This is a genomic window from Aeromonas sp. R7-5 (genome assembly GCF_040908015.1).
Classification (GTDB): Bacteria; Pseudomonadota; Gammaproteobacteria; order Enterobacterales; family Aeromonadaceae; genus Aeromonas; species Aeromonas caviae.
In genome coordinates this window covers 1-15,324 of record NZ_JBFOCZ010000027.1, presented here as the reverse complement: position 1 = coordinate 15,324, position 15,324 = coordinate 1, and the positions used below count along the sequence as shown (strand labels likewise).

At 61.9% G+C, this 15,324-nt stretch carries 15 protein-coding genes; 10 read left to right on the top strand and 5 right to left on the bottom strand.

All coding sequences use genetic code 11. The features are described 5' to 3' along the window. The first annotated feature begins 11 nt into the window (after nucleotides 1–11). Nucleotides 12–440 carry a F0F1 ATP synthase subunit epsilon gene (locus AB5Y53_RS11175; protein WP_010672259.1) on the top strand — a complete coding sequence of 143 codons (429 nt, stop codon included), beginning with the start codon at nucleotides 12–14 and terminating at the stop codon, nucleotides 438–440. A gap of 93 nt (nucleotides 441–533) precedes the next feature. Then, nucleotides 534–1,895 (top strand): bifunctional UDP-N-acetylglucosamine diphosphorylase/glucosamine-1-phosphate N-acetyltransferase GlmU, encoded by a 1,362-nt coding sequence (gene glmU / locus AB5Y53_RS11170; RefSeq protein WP_277856453.1) that lies wholly within the window; start codon nucleotides 534–536, stop codon nucleotides 1,893–1,895. A gap of 51 nt (nucleotides 1,896–1,946) precedes the next feature. On the opposite strand, the gene creD is transcribed toward glmU, so the two are convergent. The 4 genes from creD to blrA form a co-directional block, all read right to left on the bottom strand. Then, nucleotides 1,947–3,338 carry a cell envelope integrity protein CreD gene (gene creD, locus AB5Y53_RS11165; RefSeq protein WP_368182023.1) on the bottom strand — a complete coding sequence of 464 codons (1,392 nt, stop codon included), beginning with the start codon at nucleotides 3,336–3,338 and terminating at the stop codon, nucleotides 1,947–1,949. 121 nt (nucleotides 3,339–3,459) lie between these two features. Further along, on the bottom strand, nucleotides 3,460–4,254 hold the full coding sequence (gene blaOXA / locus AB5Y53_RS11160; protein WP_368182021.1) for a class D beta-lactamase: 795 nt from the start codon (nucleotides 4,252–4,254) through the stop codon (nucleotides 3,460–3,462). A 99-nt stretch (nucleotides 4,255–4,353) separates the two neighbouring features. After that, nucleotides 4,354–5,775, bottom strand: a complete 1,422-nt coding sequence (gene blrB, locus AB5Y53_RS11155) for a beta-lactam sensor histidine kinase BlrB (protein ID WP_368182020.1) — start codon at nucleotides 5,773–5,775, stop codon at nucleotides 4,354–4,356. Nucleotides 5,776–5,809: 34 nt separating this feature from the next. Next, nucleotides 5,810–6,484, bottom strand: a complete 675-nt coding sequence (blrA, locus tag AB5Y53_RS11150; RefSeq protein WP_041212060.1) for a beta-lactam response regulator transcription factor BlrA — start codon at nucleotides 6,482–6,484, stop codon at nucleotides 5,810–5,812. 122 nt (nucleotides 6,485–6,606) lie between these two features. Here blrA and AB5Y53_RS11145 point away from each other — a divergent pair, with 122 nt between their 5' ends. Further along, entirely contained in the window at nucleotides 6,607–7,380 is a 774-nt protein-coding gene (locus AB5Y53_RS11145; RefSeq protein ID WP_043153628.1) for a DeoR/GlpR family DNA-binding transcription regulator, read from the top strand. 55 nt (nucleotides 7,381–7,435) lie between these two features. Further along, nucleotides 7,436–9,268 (top strand): glutamine--fructose-6-phosphate transaminase (isomerizing), encoded by a 1,833-nt coding sequence (gene glmS, locus AB5Y53_RS11140; protein WP_223920149.1) that lies wholly within the window; start codon nucleotides 7,436–7,438, stop codon nucleotides 9,266–9,268. Nucleotides 9,269–9,327: 59 nt separating this feature from the next. Here glmS and AB5Y53_RS11135 read toward each other — a convergent pair whose 3' ends face one another. After that, nucleotides 9,328–10,104, bottom strand: a complete 777-nt coding sequence (locus AB5Y53_RS11135; protein ID WP_010672236.1) for a LuxR family transcriptional regulator — start codon at nucleotides 10,102–10,104, stop codon at nucleotides 9,328–9,330. A 211-nt stretch (nucleotides 10,105–10,315) separates the two neighbouring features. Here AB5Y53_RS11135 and AB5Y53_RS11130 point away from each other — a divergent pair, with 211 nt between their 5' ends. Genes AB5Y53_RS11130 through AB5Y53_RS11105 form a run of 6 tightly spaced genes read left to right on the top strand, consistent with a single transcriptional unit; the run spans nucleotide 10,316 to nucleotide 15,146 of the window. After that, nucleotides 10,316–11,077, top strand: a complete 762-nt coding sequence (locus tag AB5Y53_RS11130) for a DUF3450 domain-containing protein (RefSeq protein WP_041214169.1) — start codon at nucleotides 10,316–10,318, stop codon at nucleotides 11,075–11,077. Beyond that, nucleotides 11,074–12,381 (top strand): MotA/TolQ/ExbB proton channel family protein, encoded by a 1,308-nt coding sequence (locus AB5Y53_RS11125; protein WP_323877760.1) that lies wholly within the window; start codon nucleotides 11,074–11,076, stop codon nucleotides 12,379–12,381. The genes AB5Y53_RS11130 and AB5Y53_RS11125 overlap by 4 nt, the downstream gene beginning before the upstream one ends. Further along, a complete protein-coding gene (locus AB5Y53_RS11120; RefSeq protein ID WP_368182018.1) occupies nucleotides 12,378–12,908 on the top strand; it encodes a MotA/TolQ/ExbB proton channel family protein in 531 nt (176 codons plus the stop codon). Before AB5Y53_RS11125 ends, AB5Y53_RS11120 begins: the two co-directional genes overlap by 4 nt. Beyond that, on the top strand, nucleotides 12,905–13,306 hold the full coding sequence (locus AB5Y53_RS11115; protein ID WP_010672232.1) for a biopolymer transporter ExbD: 402 nt from the start codon (nucleotides 12,905–12,907) through the stop codon (nucleotides 13,304–13,306). Before AB5Y53_RS11120 ends, AB5Y53_RS11115 begins: the two co-directional genes overlap by 4 nt. Then, the gene (locus AB5Y53_RS11110; protein WP_368182016.1) at nucleotides 13,303–13,965 is read left to right on the top strand and encodes an energy transducer TonB; all 663 of its coding nucleotides are present in this window, start codon (nucleotides 13,303–13,305) and stop codon (nucleotides 13,963–13,965) included. The genes AB5Y53_RS11115 and AB5Y53_RS11110 overlap by 4 nt, the downstream gene beginning before the upstream one ends. 2 nt (nucleotides 13,966–13,967) lie before the next feature. Next, nucleotides 13,968–15,146, top strand: coding sequence for a hypothetical protein (locus tag AB5Y53_RS11105; RefSeq protein ID WP_368182015.1), 1,179 nt, complete (start codon nucleotides 13,968–13,970; stop codon nucleotides 15,144–15,146). Nucleotides 15,147–15,324: the final 178 nt, after the last annotated feature.

Here is a 15,324-nt window from a genome sequence, read left to right as displayed (position 1 = left end):
TAGGAGGGCCCATGGCTGAGATGATCTCCTTTCACCTGGATGTGGTGAGCGCCGAAGGAAAACTGTTTTCCGGTCGCGTGCAATCCGCCCAGGTATCAGGCTCCGAAGGTGAGCTGGGTCTCCGCCACGGTCATGCTCCGTTGCTGACTGCCATCAAGCCGGGCCTGGTCCGCTTGATCAAGCAAAATGGTAGCGAAGAGGTGCTGTACATCTCCGGCGGCATGCTGGAAGTACAACCCGAAGCCGTGACCGTGCTGGCCGATACCGCCATTCGCGCAGACGATCTGGATGAGGCGAAAGCCCAGGAAGCCAAGCGTCGTGCCGAAGAGCGGATCAACAGCTCCCATGGTGATATCGACTATGCTCAGGCGTCTGCCGAGCTGGCCAAAGCAATGGCCCAGCTGCGGGTTATCGATATCGTCAAAAAGAATTACCGCTAATCACGGTGATGCAAAAAGCGACCTTCGGGTCGCTTTTTTTTTGCCCGTTGGATAGACTCCGCCCAGCATTTCCACCTGTTTCAAAGGCTAGCTATGTCTCTCAACGTCGTGATCCTGGCTGCGGGCAAAGGCACCCGCATGCGTTCCTCCCTGCCCAAGGTGCTGCACCCCGTTGCCAGCAAGCCCATGGTCTCCCATGTGATCGAGACCGCCCGCCAGATCGGTGCCGAACAGCTGCACCTGGTCTATGGCCACGGCGCCGAACTGCTGAAGGAGCGGATCCAGGCATCCGACCTGAACTGGGTGCTGCAGGCCCAGCAACTGGGGACCGGCCATGCCGTCGCCCAGGCCATTCCGTTCTGGCATGACGAAGACGACGTGCTGGTGCTCTACGGCGATACCCCGCTGATCCAGCCCGAGACCCTGCAACGGTTGCTGGCCGCCAAGACCGACGATGGCATGGCGCTGCTGACCGTGGTACTGGACAACCCGACCGGCTATGGCCGCATCGTGCGGGAACATGGTCAGGTGGTCGGCATTGTCGAGCAGAAGGATGCCAACGTCGAGCAACTTGCCATCCGCGAAGTGAACACCGGCGTGCTGGTGGCCAACGGTGGTCAGCTGCGTAGCTGGCTGTCCCGCCTGGACAACAAGAATGCCCAGGGCGAGTTTTATCTGACCGACGTCATCGCCATGGCCCATGGGGATGGCTGTGCCATCGCCGCCGTCCACCCTGACAGCGCCATGGAAGTGGAAGGGGCCAACAACCGGGTGCAGCTGGCTGCGCTTGAGCGCAGCTACCAGCAAATGCAGGCCGAGAAGCTGATGATCGCCGGCGCCACCCTGATCGATCCGGCCCGTTTCGATCTGCGCGGCACCCTGGAAATCGGGGAGGAGGTGGTGATCGACGTCAACGTCATCATCGAAGGCAAGGTGGTGCTGGGTAATCACGTGCGCATCGGTGCCGGCAGCGTATTGAAGGATTGCGTCATCGGCGACCACACCGAGGTGAAACCCTACTCCGTCATCGAAGGTGCGCAAATTGCCGACCAGTGCTCGGTCGGGCCCTTTACCCGCCTGCGCCCGGGTGCCGTGCTGGAGCAGGATGCCCATGTCGGCAACTTCGTCGAGATGAAGAAGGCCCGGCTGGGGGTGGGCTCGAAGTGCGGTCATCTGACCTATCTGGGGGATGCGGACGTCGGCGCCAAGGTGAACATCGGTGCTGGCACCATCACCTGCAATTACGACGGGGTGAACAAGTTCCAGACCATCATCGAGGACGATGTCTTCGTCGGCTCCGATACCCAGCTGGTGGCTCCGGTGCGGATCGGCAAGGGGGCGACCCTGGGGGCGGGTTCCACCATCACCAAGGATGTGGCGGAAAACGAGCTGGTGATCACCCGGGTGCCCCAGCGCCACATTCCGAACTGGGCTCGCCCGGTCAAGAAGAAGTGATGCCCGATCAATGAAATGCAAACCGGCGCCCGAGGGCGCCGGTTTTTTTGCTTATGGCTGATGTCTGGTGTCACTGGTCGATGGCTGGGGGGCCGCCCATGCGGTGGCGGAGGGACTGTTCTCCATCACCTGATACCAGTCGAGCTTGCGAGTCAGCCCCATGACCAGCGCCAGGGTGGCGAACAGCAGCAGGGCGCCGAGCAACAGGGCTGTCTCCTCGGCCTGCAGCAGCCCGAACAGGATGGCGTAGACCAGCCCCAGCAGGGCGGCGAATCCCATGCCCTGTTTCGGGCCACCCAGCACATGGCTCAGGTAGAAGCCGTTGAGGGCCACGCTGGCCAGGGCGGCAATGAGATAGGCCAAGGTAAAGCCGAGATGCTCGGTCAGCGCCAGCAGCACCAGATAGAAGATGGCCAGCCCCATGCCCACCAGCGCGTACTGGATGGGGTGTACCCGCAGTCCCTTGAGCAGCTCGAACATGAAGAAGCTGATGAAGGTGAGGCCGATGAACAGCAGGGCATATTTGGCGGCCCGCTCGTTCAGCTGATAGTGATCCACCGGTTGCACCAGGCTGACGCTGAATGACGGTAGTTTGGTGCCCGTTCCCTTCATCATGCGGTTGAAGCGACTCTCCATGTCGGTGGCGAACCAGCTGGTCTGCCAGCTTGCCTCGAACCCTTGATCCGCAAGGGTGCGTTCACCGGGCAGAAAGTCGCCGAGAAAATTGGGATGGGGCCAGTTGCCGCTCAGGTGAAACCGGCTGTCCTGTCCGAGCGGCACCACTTCCAGCGCGTTCATGCCCTGCAGATCCAGCTCGATGTGAAAGCGGCCATCTTCGTCTGGCAAGGCGTCGAGCGGGGCATGGATCCCCACTCGCCCGTCCCCCAGCTGGGCGCCAGGGGCAAACGGGATGCGTTGCTCCCCCCATTGCAGTTCGGGTACGCGGCTGATACCCCGGGCATCGGAGAGGATCAGGCTGAGATAGGGTTTGCCCGGCACCAGGGCGGGATCCGCCGGGTCGAAGCTCAGGTTCGGGTTGCCGGCCACCAGCCCCTTGTCAGCCAGGCTGGTGGGCATCAGGCCGGAGAGGGAGAGGCGACTGTGATAAATCTGGGCCTGATAGATGCCGAGCTTGCGCGGGGTCACCTCCATGCTGGCCCGCACGTCCAGCCTCTGGGGCAGCAGGTAGCGATAGACCTGCTCCTTGCGCTCGAAATGTTTGCCATCCTGCTCGACGGTGACGGCCCGGGTATAGGGCTGCACCAGTACGGGCCCCATCAGGCGCTGGGGCCCGCTGTGGCTGGCCATGATGCTGTGAATGGCCTGGTTGCGATAGGCCTGGCGCTCCCGATTCAGCTCCATGATGGCGTGAACCGGGATCATCATCAGCAGGCAGAGCAACAGCAGCAGGGCGATCTTGTGGGTGAAAATCTGTTTGACCATGACACGTCTCCTTGTTGTTGAACGGGAGTGTGCCGGGGTCGCGTGAAGGGAGGATGGGGCAGTGTGAAGCGGGGGTGAAGGGGGATAAAAAAACCGGCGCCAGGCGCCGGTGTTGCTGGCATCAGAGCGTCTTCAACCGGGCCGGCAGGGCGGCGAACACCTCCTCCCTGGCCCTGAGGGAAGCGAACTGCTTGCCCGGCTTCTGGATAACGGTGTGGACGAAGATGAGCGTCTTGTCCTGTTTGCTGGCCCAGCCGACGAACCAGCCGATCTGCTGCTCCCTGTCCAGGCTGCCATCCAGCAGCTTGGGGTAGCCCATGCCGGTCTTGCCGTGGATCTGCCAACCGTCGATGTCGGGCTGACGCATCAGGTTGGCGGTATGGCGCAGGGTCTGGGCGGAGACCGGCAGCTTGCCGCTCACCATTTTCCCAAGGAAGCGGGCTTGCTCCTGGGGGCTGATGGCGAGGCTGGCGCTGAGCCAGGCCTGGGTCAGACCGTCGTGCTTGCCCGGGTTGCCTTCGAGATCCCGGTTGCCGTAGTCGAAGCTGTCCACGTAGTGCTGGAAGCGAGCCTCTCCCAGCCACTCGGTGAGGCGCTGCGAGTACCAGATGACCGAGAATTGCATCCAGTTGCTCGGGGTGGTGGTCTGTTTCCACTCCGGCAGGAAATCAGGATCACCGGCCTTGAACGGCAGGGCCGGCAGTTGTTCATCCACCAGAAAGCCGCTGTCATAGCCCATCAGTGCCAGCGGGATCTTGAAGGTGGAGGCCGGGGTCAACTGGGCGGCACAGTCCCCCTGGGTGCTGACGGGTTTGCCGGTTCCATCCGCAAACAGCATGCAGCCAGAAGCGGCGCTGGCAGGCAGTGCACAGAAGAGGCCAGCGGCAAGCAGACCGGACAACAGCATACGGGGCATATCTATCTCCTTGATTAATATGAATGCGCATCGACGGGGAAGGTCGTCATCGAGGAGGTGCAGCTTAGCCCGGCTCTGTGTGCTTGGTGTGAAGTGTCCTCAGTTGCCGGGCAGCCAGAGTGTGGCCAGCACCCCCCCGCCCGGCTGATTGGCAAGAGCAAGATGGCCGCCATGCTGGCGTGCCACCTCCATGGCAAAACTGAGCCCGAGGCCGCTGCTTTTTCCCTTGTCTGGCCTTGGCAGGGAGTAGAAACGCTCGAAAATCCTGGGCAGCGCAAAGTCGGGAATGCCTGGACCCTGATCCCGCACCCGGTAGCAGTAACCCCCCTCCTCCATGGCGCCGCTCAGCACCAGGGTGCTGCCGGCGGGGGCGAAATCGAGGGCGTTGTCCAGCAGGTTGCCAAGGGCCTGCTCCACCAGCAGGGGATCCCACTTCTGCTTCTGACCTTCCCCCAGCTCGGCGTGCAGGGCGATCTGGCGGCGCTGGGCCTGGATCTGGCGGGCGTCGAGCACCCGTCTGCCCAGCCGGGCCGGCTCGACGGATTGTCTGTCCAGCCCCTGCCCTGATTCGAGGCGGGCGAGTTGCAGCATGCGCTCGATCAGCTGCTGCATGCGGGCCGTCTCCAGATTGATGTTGCCGATAAAGCGCTTTGCGATGTCCGGCGGCGGCGCCTCGGCCAGGATCTCCCCCGCCCCGCGAATGGCCGCCAGCGGGCTTTTGAGCTCGTGGGTCAGGCTGTGGACATAGGCCTCGATATAGGCCTTGCCGTCCAGTTGGCGGCGCATGGTTTCCAGGGAGTGGCCTAGCCTGTCCAGTTCGGGGCTGTAGAGGCGCGGCAGGCTGGCGGGCTGACCCTGGCTGATTGCATCTGCATAGTGCACCAGCTTGCCGATGGCGCGGTTGAGCCACCACACCAGCAAGGCGCCGATGAGCAGCGAGATGAACAGCAGCAGGGCCGCCCCTTTCAGCAACTGGTGTTCGCTGCGCTCTATCATGGGCTGCAGGGTGCTGTTGGGCTTGGCGACGGTGAGGGAGCCGAGGATGTCATCCCCTTCCCGCAGCGGGGCTGCCACGTGCATCACCGAACTGGCGGGATCGTCGGGGTCGCTGCGGGTGCTGCGGGCGCCATATTCGCCGCGCAGGGTCAGGTAGACGTCGTTCCAGCGCGAGTAGTCCTTGCCCAGATCCACCCCGTCCGAGTCGTAGACCACCCTGCCTTTTGCGTCGGTCACATAGATGCGGTACTCCGCCTGCTGCTTGAGGTGGCCATCGATGAGGGCATTGATGGGACTCTGGTTCAGGCGGGCGAAGGCGCTGGCCAGCCGGCCATTCGCCATCTTTCCTTCCTGCATGTCGTCCAGGGCCAGGGGGGCCAGCATCTGCGCCATGTCTACCAGGGTATCTTCGGTGGCGCTGCGTACCCCGGGCTTGATCTCCTCGACGAAGATCTCCAGCACGAACCAGGCGGCCAGGGCGAAGATCAGCACCAGGCCGCACAGCAGTTGCAATCCGATTCTCATCTCATCCCCCTGCCGATGCCCGGCCACCCCGAGTTCATGCCAGCTCCAGACTGTAGCCCAGCCCGCGGTGGGTCAGGATCAGGTTGGCGTCAGGGTCCCGCTCCCGCAGCTTGGCCCGCAGAGTCTTGATGTGGGTGTCGACGGTGCGATCCAGACTCTCTTCCGCATCCTGCCACACCAGATCCATCAGCTGCTGGCGGGAGTAGACCCGACCCGGCGCCAGCATCAGGGTCTTGAGCAGCAGGTACTCATAGCGGGTGAGCGTCAGGGGCTGGCCCAGGAAGCAGATTCGTGCCCGCTCCTCGTCCAGGGCGAGTGGCTGTATCGGCTGGTAGGGGGCGGGCTGGCTGCGGCGCAGGATGACCCGCACCCGGGCGCACACCTCACGGGGTGAGAAGGGTTTGGCCACATAGTCGTCTGCCCCTATCTCCAGCCCGATCAGCCTGTCTATCTCCTCGCTGCGAGCGGTGAGAAACATCAGGGGAATATCGGTCAGTGCCCGCACCCGCTTGCACAGTTCAAAACCGCTGATGTCCGGCAGCCCCACATCCAGGATCAAAAAATCCGGTCGCGTCTGTTCCAGTCGCGCCAGCAACGGCTGACCAAGGGGGAACCACTCCACCTCGAAACCATCGGTCTGCAGGGCATAGATCAGGGTATCGGCAATGCTGGCTTCATCTTCCACCAGCCAGATGAGTCGTTTTTGCATGGCGTCCTCGTCGCAAATCGGCCCCTCATTCTGGCATCGAACCAAATCGGATCCTATTTGCCGTTTGATTTTTCCCGAAAAGACATTAATATTTCGCCATTCTTTCGAATCGAAACTTATAAATGACCAAACGCAACACACAGCAGCGCCGTCACACCATAGTGAGTCTGGTGCAGGAGCAGGGGGAAGTCAGCGTCGATGCCCTGGCCAAACACTTCGCCACTTCCGAGGTGACCATCCGCAAAGATCTGGCGGTGCTGGAGACCGGTGGCCTGTTGCTGCGTCGCTACGGCGGTGCCGTTCCCCTCCCCAACGAGATGGTGGTGGACAGCAACCCGGAACAAGTTTCGAATCGAAAGCTTGCCATTGCCCGCGCTGCCGCCGAGCGGATCCGCGATCACAACCGCGTCATCATCGACAGCGGCAGCACCACCAGCGCCATGATCCCCATGCTGGGCAACAAGCGTGGCCTCATCGTGATGACCAACTCCCTCAATGTGGCCGGTGCCCTGCGCGAGCTGGAAAACGAGCCCACCCTGCTGATGACTGGCGGGACCTGGGATCCCCATTCCGAATCATTCCAGGGTCAGGTGGCGGAGCAGGTGCTGCGCTCCTATGACTTCGACCAGCTCTTCATCGGTGCCGATGGCATCGACCCGGAGCGGGGCACCACCACCTTCAACGAGCTGGTGGGCCTCTCCCGGGTCATGGCCGAAGTGTCGCGGGAGGTCATCGTCATGGTGGAGTCGGAGAAGATCGGCCGAAAAATCCCCAATCTCGAGCTGCCCTGGTCCGGCATCCATACCCTGGTGACCGACGAGGGGCTGAGCAATGCGGCCAGAGAACAGATTCAGGCCAGGGGGATCACGCTGATTTGCGCCCCCGTGGCCGTATGACCTGAACAAACCATTATCCAACCGAATTAACGTCTTACGTTTCAAGGAGAAGTCTATGTGTGGCATCGTCGGGGCCGTCGCCCAACGTGATGTGGCTGAAATCCTGGTAGAGGGCCTGCGCCGTCTGGAATACCGTGGCTACGATTCGGCCGGTGTTGCCGTGTTCAGCGCCAACCAGCCGCTGCAGCGGGTGCGTCGCCTCGGCAAGGTGGCCGAACTGGCCAAGGCACTGGAAGAGCAGTCCGTCCACGGTGGTACCGGCATTGCCCACACTCGCTGGGCTACCCATGGCGAGCCGTCCGAGCGCAATGCTCACCCCCACGTCTCCGAGCATATCGTGGTGGTGCACAACGGCATCATCGAGAACCATGAAGAGCTGCGGGAAGAGTTGAAGGCGCTGGGCTATGTCTTCAGCTCCGACACCGACACCGAAGTGATTGCCCACCTGGTGCACCACGAGCTGAAATCCGCCCCCAGCCTGCTGGCGGCCATGCAGGTAGCGGTGAAGCAGCTGCGCGGCGCCTACGGCACCGTGGTGATGGACAGCCGTGACGACAGCCGCGTGGTGGTGGCCCGTTCCGGCTCCCCCCTGGTGATCGGCCGCGGCATCGGCGAGAACTTCATCGCCTCCGACCAGATGGCCCTGCTGCCGGTGACCCGCCGCTTCATCTTCCTGGAAGAGGGCGATGTGGCCGAAGTGACCCGCCGCGACGTGCACATCTTCGATACCCACGGCGAGGCCGTGGTGCGCGAGGAGCTGGAGTCCGAGCTCTCCCACGATGCCGGTGACAAGGGTGAATACCGCCACTACATGCTCAAGGAGATCTACGAGCAGCCCAAGGCCATCACCAACACCCTGGAAGGCCGTCTGGGCAGCGATCACGTGGTGGTCGAGTCGTTCGGCAACGGCGCCCGCGCCATCTTCGACAAGGTCGAGCACGTCCAGATCGTCGCCTGCGGCACCTCCTACAACTCCGGCATGGTGGCGCGCTACTGGTTCGAAGAGATCGCCGGCGTCTCCTGCGACGTGGAGATCGCCTCCGAGTTCCGCTATCGCAAGTCGGTGGTGCGCCCCAACAGCCTGCTGGTGACCCTCTCCCAGAGCGGCGAGACTGCCGACACCCTGGCCGCCCTGCGTCTGGCCAAGGAGTCCGGTTACATGAGCTCCCTGGCCATCTGCAACGTACCGGGCTCCTCCCTGGTGCGTGAATCCGACCTGGCCTTCATGACCCGTGCGGGGGCAGAGATCGGGGTGGCGTCCACCAAGGCGTTCACCACCCAGTTGGCTGGTCTGCTGATGCTGGTGGCCTCCGTCGGTCACTGCCGTGGCAACCTGAGCGCCTCCGCCGAGGCCGAACTGGTCAAGGCGCTGCAAGCCCTGCCTGTGCGCATCAAGGAGAGCCTGGCCCTGGCCAAGCAGATCGAGACTCTGGCCGAAGAGTTTGCCGACAAGCACCATAGCCTGTTCCTCGGTCGTGGCAGTCAGTACCCCATCGCCATGGAAGGGGCGCTCAAACTCAAGGAGATCTCCTACATCCATGCAGAAGCCTATGCCGCCGGTGAGTTGAAGCATGGCCCGCTGGCGCTGATCGATGCCGAGATGCCCATCATCGTCGTGGCGCCGAACAACGATCTGCTGGAGAAGCTCAAGTCCAACGTGGAAGAGGTGCGTGCCCGTGGCGGTATCCTCTATGTGTTCGCCGATGCGGACGCCGGTTTCAAGAGCGACGAGACCATGCGGGTGATGAGCCTGAACCACGTGGAAGAGATGATCGCGCCGATCGTCTATACCGTGCCGTTGCAGCTGCTCTCCTACCACGTCGCCCTCATCAAGGGCACCGACGTGGATCAGCCGCGCAACCTGGCCAAATCCGTGACTGTGGAATAAGCCGTCGCCGGAAATGAAAAAGAGCCGCATTGCGGCTCTTTTTGTTTTGGCAAAACAGGCTATGAGAGCCGCAGGTTGGTGATGGTCACGTCGTCCAGCGAGGGCACAATGATGCCGCTGGAGATGCTCTTGGCGATCGCCTGGTTGCGGTTGCGCGAGTCCGTCTTGTTGGTGACCTGATTGAGGTGGAAGTTCACGGTTCGCTCGCTGATGCCGAGGATGGTGGCGATCTCCCAGGAGGTCTTGCCCTCGCTGGCCCAGAACAGGCACTCCTTCTCCCGATCCGACAGCTCGGCCAGGTATTTCATCAGGTCTGGCCTGGCCTTGATGAGGGTCAGGGCCGAGTTGAAGATGTAGCTGGCACAGAATGACAGCAGGGGAACGTTTTCAAACATCAGATCGGAATTGGACTTCTCCTTGCTGATGAAAGAGAGGATGCCGTGTTCCCCCTGCGGCGTGTGCAGCGGGAAGGAGACGCCGTTCCTCACCCCGAAGTCGGCGGCGAGGTTCATCACCTCCCTGCTGGCGCTGGGCAACCAGGGGGCATCGCAATCGAGCTTGTTCCAGAAGATAGGCTGGGTCTGCTTCAGTCCCAGGAAAACGACCGGATCCTGGGTCAGGTAGTGCCGTTCCGAATAGGCATCAAACCAGCTGGTGGGGCAGTTGTTGAACAAGGCCACATGGGATTTCTGCATGCTGATGGGGAAAATAATCAGCAAACGGAAGTAATCAAACCCCATCTGATGACTGAAGCGCTCCAGTTGTTGCTGGATCTCGCTGGTCTTCTTCGCCTTGGTGAACCGATCTATGTGTTCCCAGATCGCATCGTTAAACATGTAAGTCTCCTTTTTCGATCACTTATCTTGCTGATCGAAAAGACATTTTTTAGTTATTTAAAATGGTGTTGCGACTACCAACGCCAGTTATTCCCGTACTTGTCTAAAAAGTATCCTGTTTTTTCGGCCAGAGGCCAAGAAAATCATCTGATTGCCAGTGACCCTACTCTTTGAGACAATGAGAATAGTTATCATTGTTAAGATTTATATCATGAACAAGTTTTGGGGTCTGGCCTTGTTACCCATGGCCGTTCATTGCGTCGTGTCCGCCGACGAAGTGGTTGCGCCAGCATTGAAGAACAGTATCGCCGACGGGAAAGCCTCCCAGCTGCGTGTGGAGAAAGCCGCCGATGGAGCCGTCGCCGCCAGGATTGAGCTGCAAAATGCCCAACTACAACTGCGGGATCTGGAAGCCTACAACCGCTACATGCAGTCTCTGGTGGCCGATCAGCAAAACGAACTGGGCAAGCTGAACCAGCAGTTGGAGGCGGTACAGGAGACCAGACAGGGGCTTGTCCCCCTGATGCTGCAGATGCAAGCCGATCTGGAACAGCTGGTACAGGATGACATCCCGCTGCGCAGGGAGGATCGTCTGGCGCGGGTTGCTGCCTTGAAAGCGACGCTGGCCAGAGCCGATGTGAGCGAGGCGGAGAAGTTCCGCCAGCTATTGCAGGCCTATCAGATTGAAGCCGAATACGGCAGCAGGCTGGACCATTATTCCGCCGAGCTGGTGCTGGATGGCGCACCGCGCCGGGTCGACGTGCTGGCACTGGGCCGGGTCTCCCTGCTGGCGATGACCGCCGATCGCTCCCAGGCGTGGCGCTGGTCTGCCGAGCACAAGCAATGGCAAGCCCTCGACGGCCAGTGGCTCTCCCCCATCGCCGAGGCGTTGGAAATGGCTGCCGACAAGAAAGTTCCCCAGTTGTTGAATGTCCCCCTTTCCGTCAGCCGTGGTCAGGAGGCCCAGTCATGAGCGTCACCATGAAGTGGTTACCCCTTGCCCTCGCCCTCTCTCTGGGCACCACAGCCGTCGTGGCCGAGGAAGCCTGGCAGCAGCAGGAACAGGCCCGTGAGCAGAAGGCTCAGCAGGATCTGGCGTCTGTCTCCAGGGATCTGAGCAGTGCCCGTGCCAAGCTGGCCGAGGCCCAGCGCCTGAGCAAGGAGCTGGCCAGCCAGTTCGCGGCCAATGAAAAGCAGCTGGTGGAGCTCAATACCCAGTGGGAGCAAGCCTCCGGCGACATGAACGACATCTTTGCGGTCACCCGTCAGGGGGCCAGCGATGCGGTCAAGCTGCTGAGCGAATCCGCCGTCGAGGGCCAGTATCCTGATCGCCTCGCCCCGCTGAAAACCATGGCACAGGATAAACAGGTGCCTGATCGCGCCGCCCTTGCCCTGCTGCCAGCCACCTTGCTACAGGAGATCCGCGAATCGGGCCGGGTTGCCCAGTTCAACGGCAAGGTGCTTGATGCCCAGGGCGTTGCCAGCGAGCAGACGTTGACCCGGATCGGCAGCTTCGCCCTGCTGGGCGATGCTGGTTTCTTGCAACCGGAGGCCGAAGGCCTGAGTCCGGTGCTGGGCCTGCCAGGCAGCGTGCTTTCCGCTGTGGCTGCTTATCAGGGTCAGGAGGGAGAAGCGTTGCCGCTGGATCCCTCCCACGGTGTTCTGCTCGATATGCTGGCCCAGGCGCCCACCTTCTGGCAGCAAGTCCAGCAGGGCGGCCAGGTCGGCGCCATCATCGTGCTGCTGGCCGCTATCGGCCTGGGGATCGCTGGAGTACGGCTGTGGAGCCTCTCTCGCGAACTGGGTCGGGTTCGTCGCCAGCTCAAGAGCGGTGAATATCATGCCGACAACGCTCTCGGCCGGGTGCTGACGGTGGCTGACAAGCATCCAGAACTGAGCATGGAGACCCTCGAACTGCGTCTGGATGAGGCGATCCTGCAGGAGACCCCTCGCCTGGAGCGCGGCATCGGCATGGTCAAGGTGATCGCGGCCATCGCCCCCATGCTGGGTCTGCTCGGGACAGTGACCGGTATGATCGGCACCTTCCAGGCCATCACCCAGTTCGGTACCGGCGATCCCAAGATCATGGCGGGCGGCATCTCCATGGCCCTGGTCACCACGGTGCAGGGTCTGGTAGCGGCCATTCCGCTGATCCTGGCCCACAGCCTGTTGCAGTCCCGTTTCACCGAGCTCTCCAACGTGCTGGAACAGCAGGTGGCCGGGATCCTGGCCGAGCGGGCCGAAAGCAATGGTGACAGGGTGGAGCGGGTAGCATGATGCTCGACATCTGGCAGCAGTTGCAGAGCTTCATGGGCCGTGGCGGCCCGGTGCTCTGGGTCATTCTGGCCTTGCTGGTGCTGATGTGGATTCTGATGATCGAGCGGCTGCTCTACCTCAACCTGGGGTTTGCACCGTTGCAGCGTGAGCTGCTGGGCCGCTGGCAGGCGCGTCGCGAGCGTCACAGCTGGCACGCTCGCGCGATTCGCGGGCGCTGGCTGGCAGAAGTGGAGCTGGCGCTCAACCGTCATCTGATCTTCATCCGCACCCTGGTGGTGCTCTGCCCCATGCTGGGATTGCTGGGTACAGTGACCGGCATGATAGGCGTATTCGATGCGCTGGCTGCGGCCAACCGCTTTAACCCGGAGAGCATGGCGGGCGGGATCTCCCGCGCCACCATCCCCACCATGGCAGGCATGGTGGTGGCCCTCTCCGGCGTGTTGTTACTGAGCCAGCTCGAGAGTCAGGCCAAGCGTGCGCTGGCCAAGACCCGGGACGGCCTGCGAGAAGAGAAGGTAATGCAATGAGACGGCAATCCAAACGCCAGCGCGATGAAGTGCAGATCGACATGACCCCCATGCTGGATATCGTCTTCATCATGCTGATCTTCTTCATCGTGACCACCTCCTTCGTGCGCGAAGCCGGGCTTGAGGTACACAGACCCCAGGCCAGCCAGGCCAAGGCGCAGAAGTCCTCCAGCATCATGCTGGCGATCGGCGCTCAGGGGCAGATCTTCCTCGACCGCAAACAGGTGGATGTGGAGCGGGTGCAGGCCACCCTCGCCCGACTGTTGGCGGAGCAGCCCGAGGCAAGCCTGGTGATCCAGGCCGATGAACGGGTACCCCACGGCAAGGTGGTGCGGGTGATGGATGAAGCCAAGGCGGCAGGCATCGCCAACATCGCCGTGGCGGTGGCACCGAAATGAAACACAAGTTGATGAGCCTGGGACTGGGGATCGCCCTCAGTCTGGGCATCCTGTTGTTCATGGCCACCCTGGTGGAGCCGCCCGGAGGGGAGAAGGCGACCACAGAGCAGAAATCCATCGTCATCAACATGCAGAACGAGGTGACCGAGGTACAGGTGCGTGAGCGGTCGGTACCCCAGGAGCCGGAACCCCTGCCAGAGCCGCCTGCCGCGCTGGCTTCGACGCCACTGCCCATGCCGGCGGCGGCCCCGCTGCCTTCGGTACAGCCGAGCCTGGATCTGGTCTCGACCCTGAGTGCGGTACAGGTCTCTGCCCCTAGCGTGGCGACCAGTCCCACTCCGGTCGCGAGCGGCAATTTCCATGGACAGCAGCAGGGCGCTGGAATCGGTGCCAGCGACCTCTTGATGCCACTGCAACGGGTTGAGCCTGTTTATCCCTACCGGGCCCAGCAGGCCGGCATCGAGGGGTCCGTGACCTTGCGTTTCAGCGTCGATGCCGACGGCCGGGTACAGGATGTGGAGGTTGTCGAGGCCAAGCCGAAGCGCCAGTTCGAGCGAGCGGCCATTCAGGCGATCAACAAGTGGCGCTATCAGCCGAGGCCGGGCGCCACCGACAAGCTGGTGCAAGTCATCACGCTCAAATTCAAATTGGAGTCATAACCATGTTGCGGATCTGGATCTGTCTGCTGGCCCTGGTCAGCCAAGCCTGTCTGGCGATGGAGGTGAGCCCTCATTTCTCCCGCCAGCTGGAGCCCGTGATGAAGCTCTATCAATCCGGCCAGTGGCAACAGGCCCAGAGCAAGGCGGCTGTGCTCAAACCCGGTTCCGAGGCTGAGCACGCCTGGCTGGCTCAGTTACAGGCGTCTCTGGCCGCCAACCTGCAGCAGACCGCACAGGCGAGTCGCTACGTGGAGCAGGCTCTTGCCTATAAAGAGTGGCCAGAGCAGCAACGACTTCAGTTGTTGCGTCTGCGAGGGGATATCCAGGCCCAGCAATCCAACTGGTCCGGCGCCATCGCCAGCTACAAGGCCGCGTTGGCCATCAAGGCTGACGATGCCTTGCGTCTGCGCTTGGCTGGCCTCTATTACCACAACAAGCAGTACGGCGAGGCAGCCAGCCAGAGTGAACAACTGTTGAAGAAAAGCTGGCAGAAGCAGGCAGCCATCATCCGCCTCTCCTCCCTCACTGCATTGCAGCGTTACGGCGTGGCTGCGGATCAGGCCGAAGAGTTGATCCGCCGCGAGCCAAAAGAGAGCAAGTGGTGGCAGCAGGCTGTGTCGCTCAATCTCTCCGCCAAGCGTGGTGATCGAGCGCTTGCACTGCTGCAAACCGCCATCGACCGTCAACTGATGGATGATGCCGCCGCCCGCAACCAGCTGATCCGCCTGTATGCCTGGCAGGGACTGCCTTATCGCGGTGCGCGTCTGCTGGAGTCTGCCATGGCCAAGGGGCAGATGAAGCAGAACGCCGAGAATCGCCAATTGCTGGCCCAGTTGTGGGAAGGGGCACGTGAGTGGCCGAAGGCTGTGGACAGCTGGCAGCTGCTTGCCCGGGAACATGCTCACCCCAAGGCCGCCATGCGTGCCGCCGAACTGCTGCTGCAACAGGGCAAGACGGATGCCGCCATGACCCAGCTCGCGGCCATCAAGTCAGTGAAGGGAGAGCAGGGCAACAGAGCCAAGGCCCTGCTGGTGCAGGCACACCTCAATAAAGAACAATATGCTCAGGCGCTGGTGTTGGCTCGCGAGCTGCAACAGCAGAACAACTGGCAAGACAGGGCGACCAGCTGGGTCAACTATATTCAGGCCCAGACTGACGGTATGAACAAAAAATCGGCATGAAACTGGGGTAAACTCTCATTTCATGGGGTTTAGCCTGCTTTTTCAGCAAACGAGCGTATTTTTACAAAAAGCTCTTGTCATCACGGCGCGGCTCCCTATAATGCGCCCCTACCAGCACGGCGGACCACGCCAACCTGATGAGCTAGCCTCCTGATGAGGTGGGCGCCGAAAGAAAAGC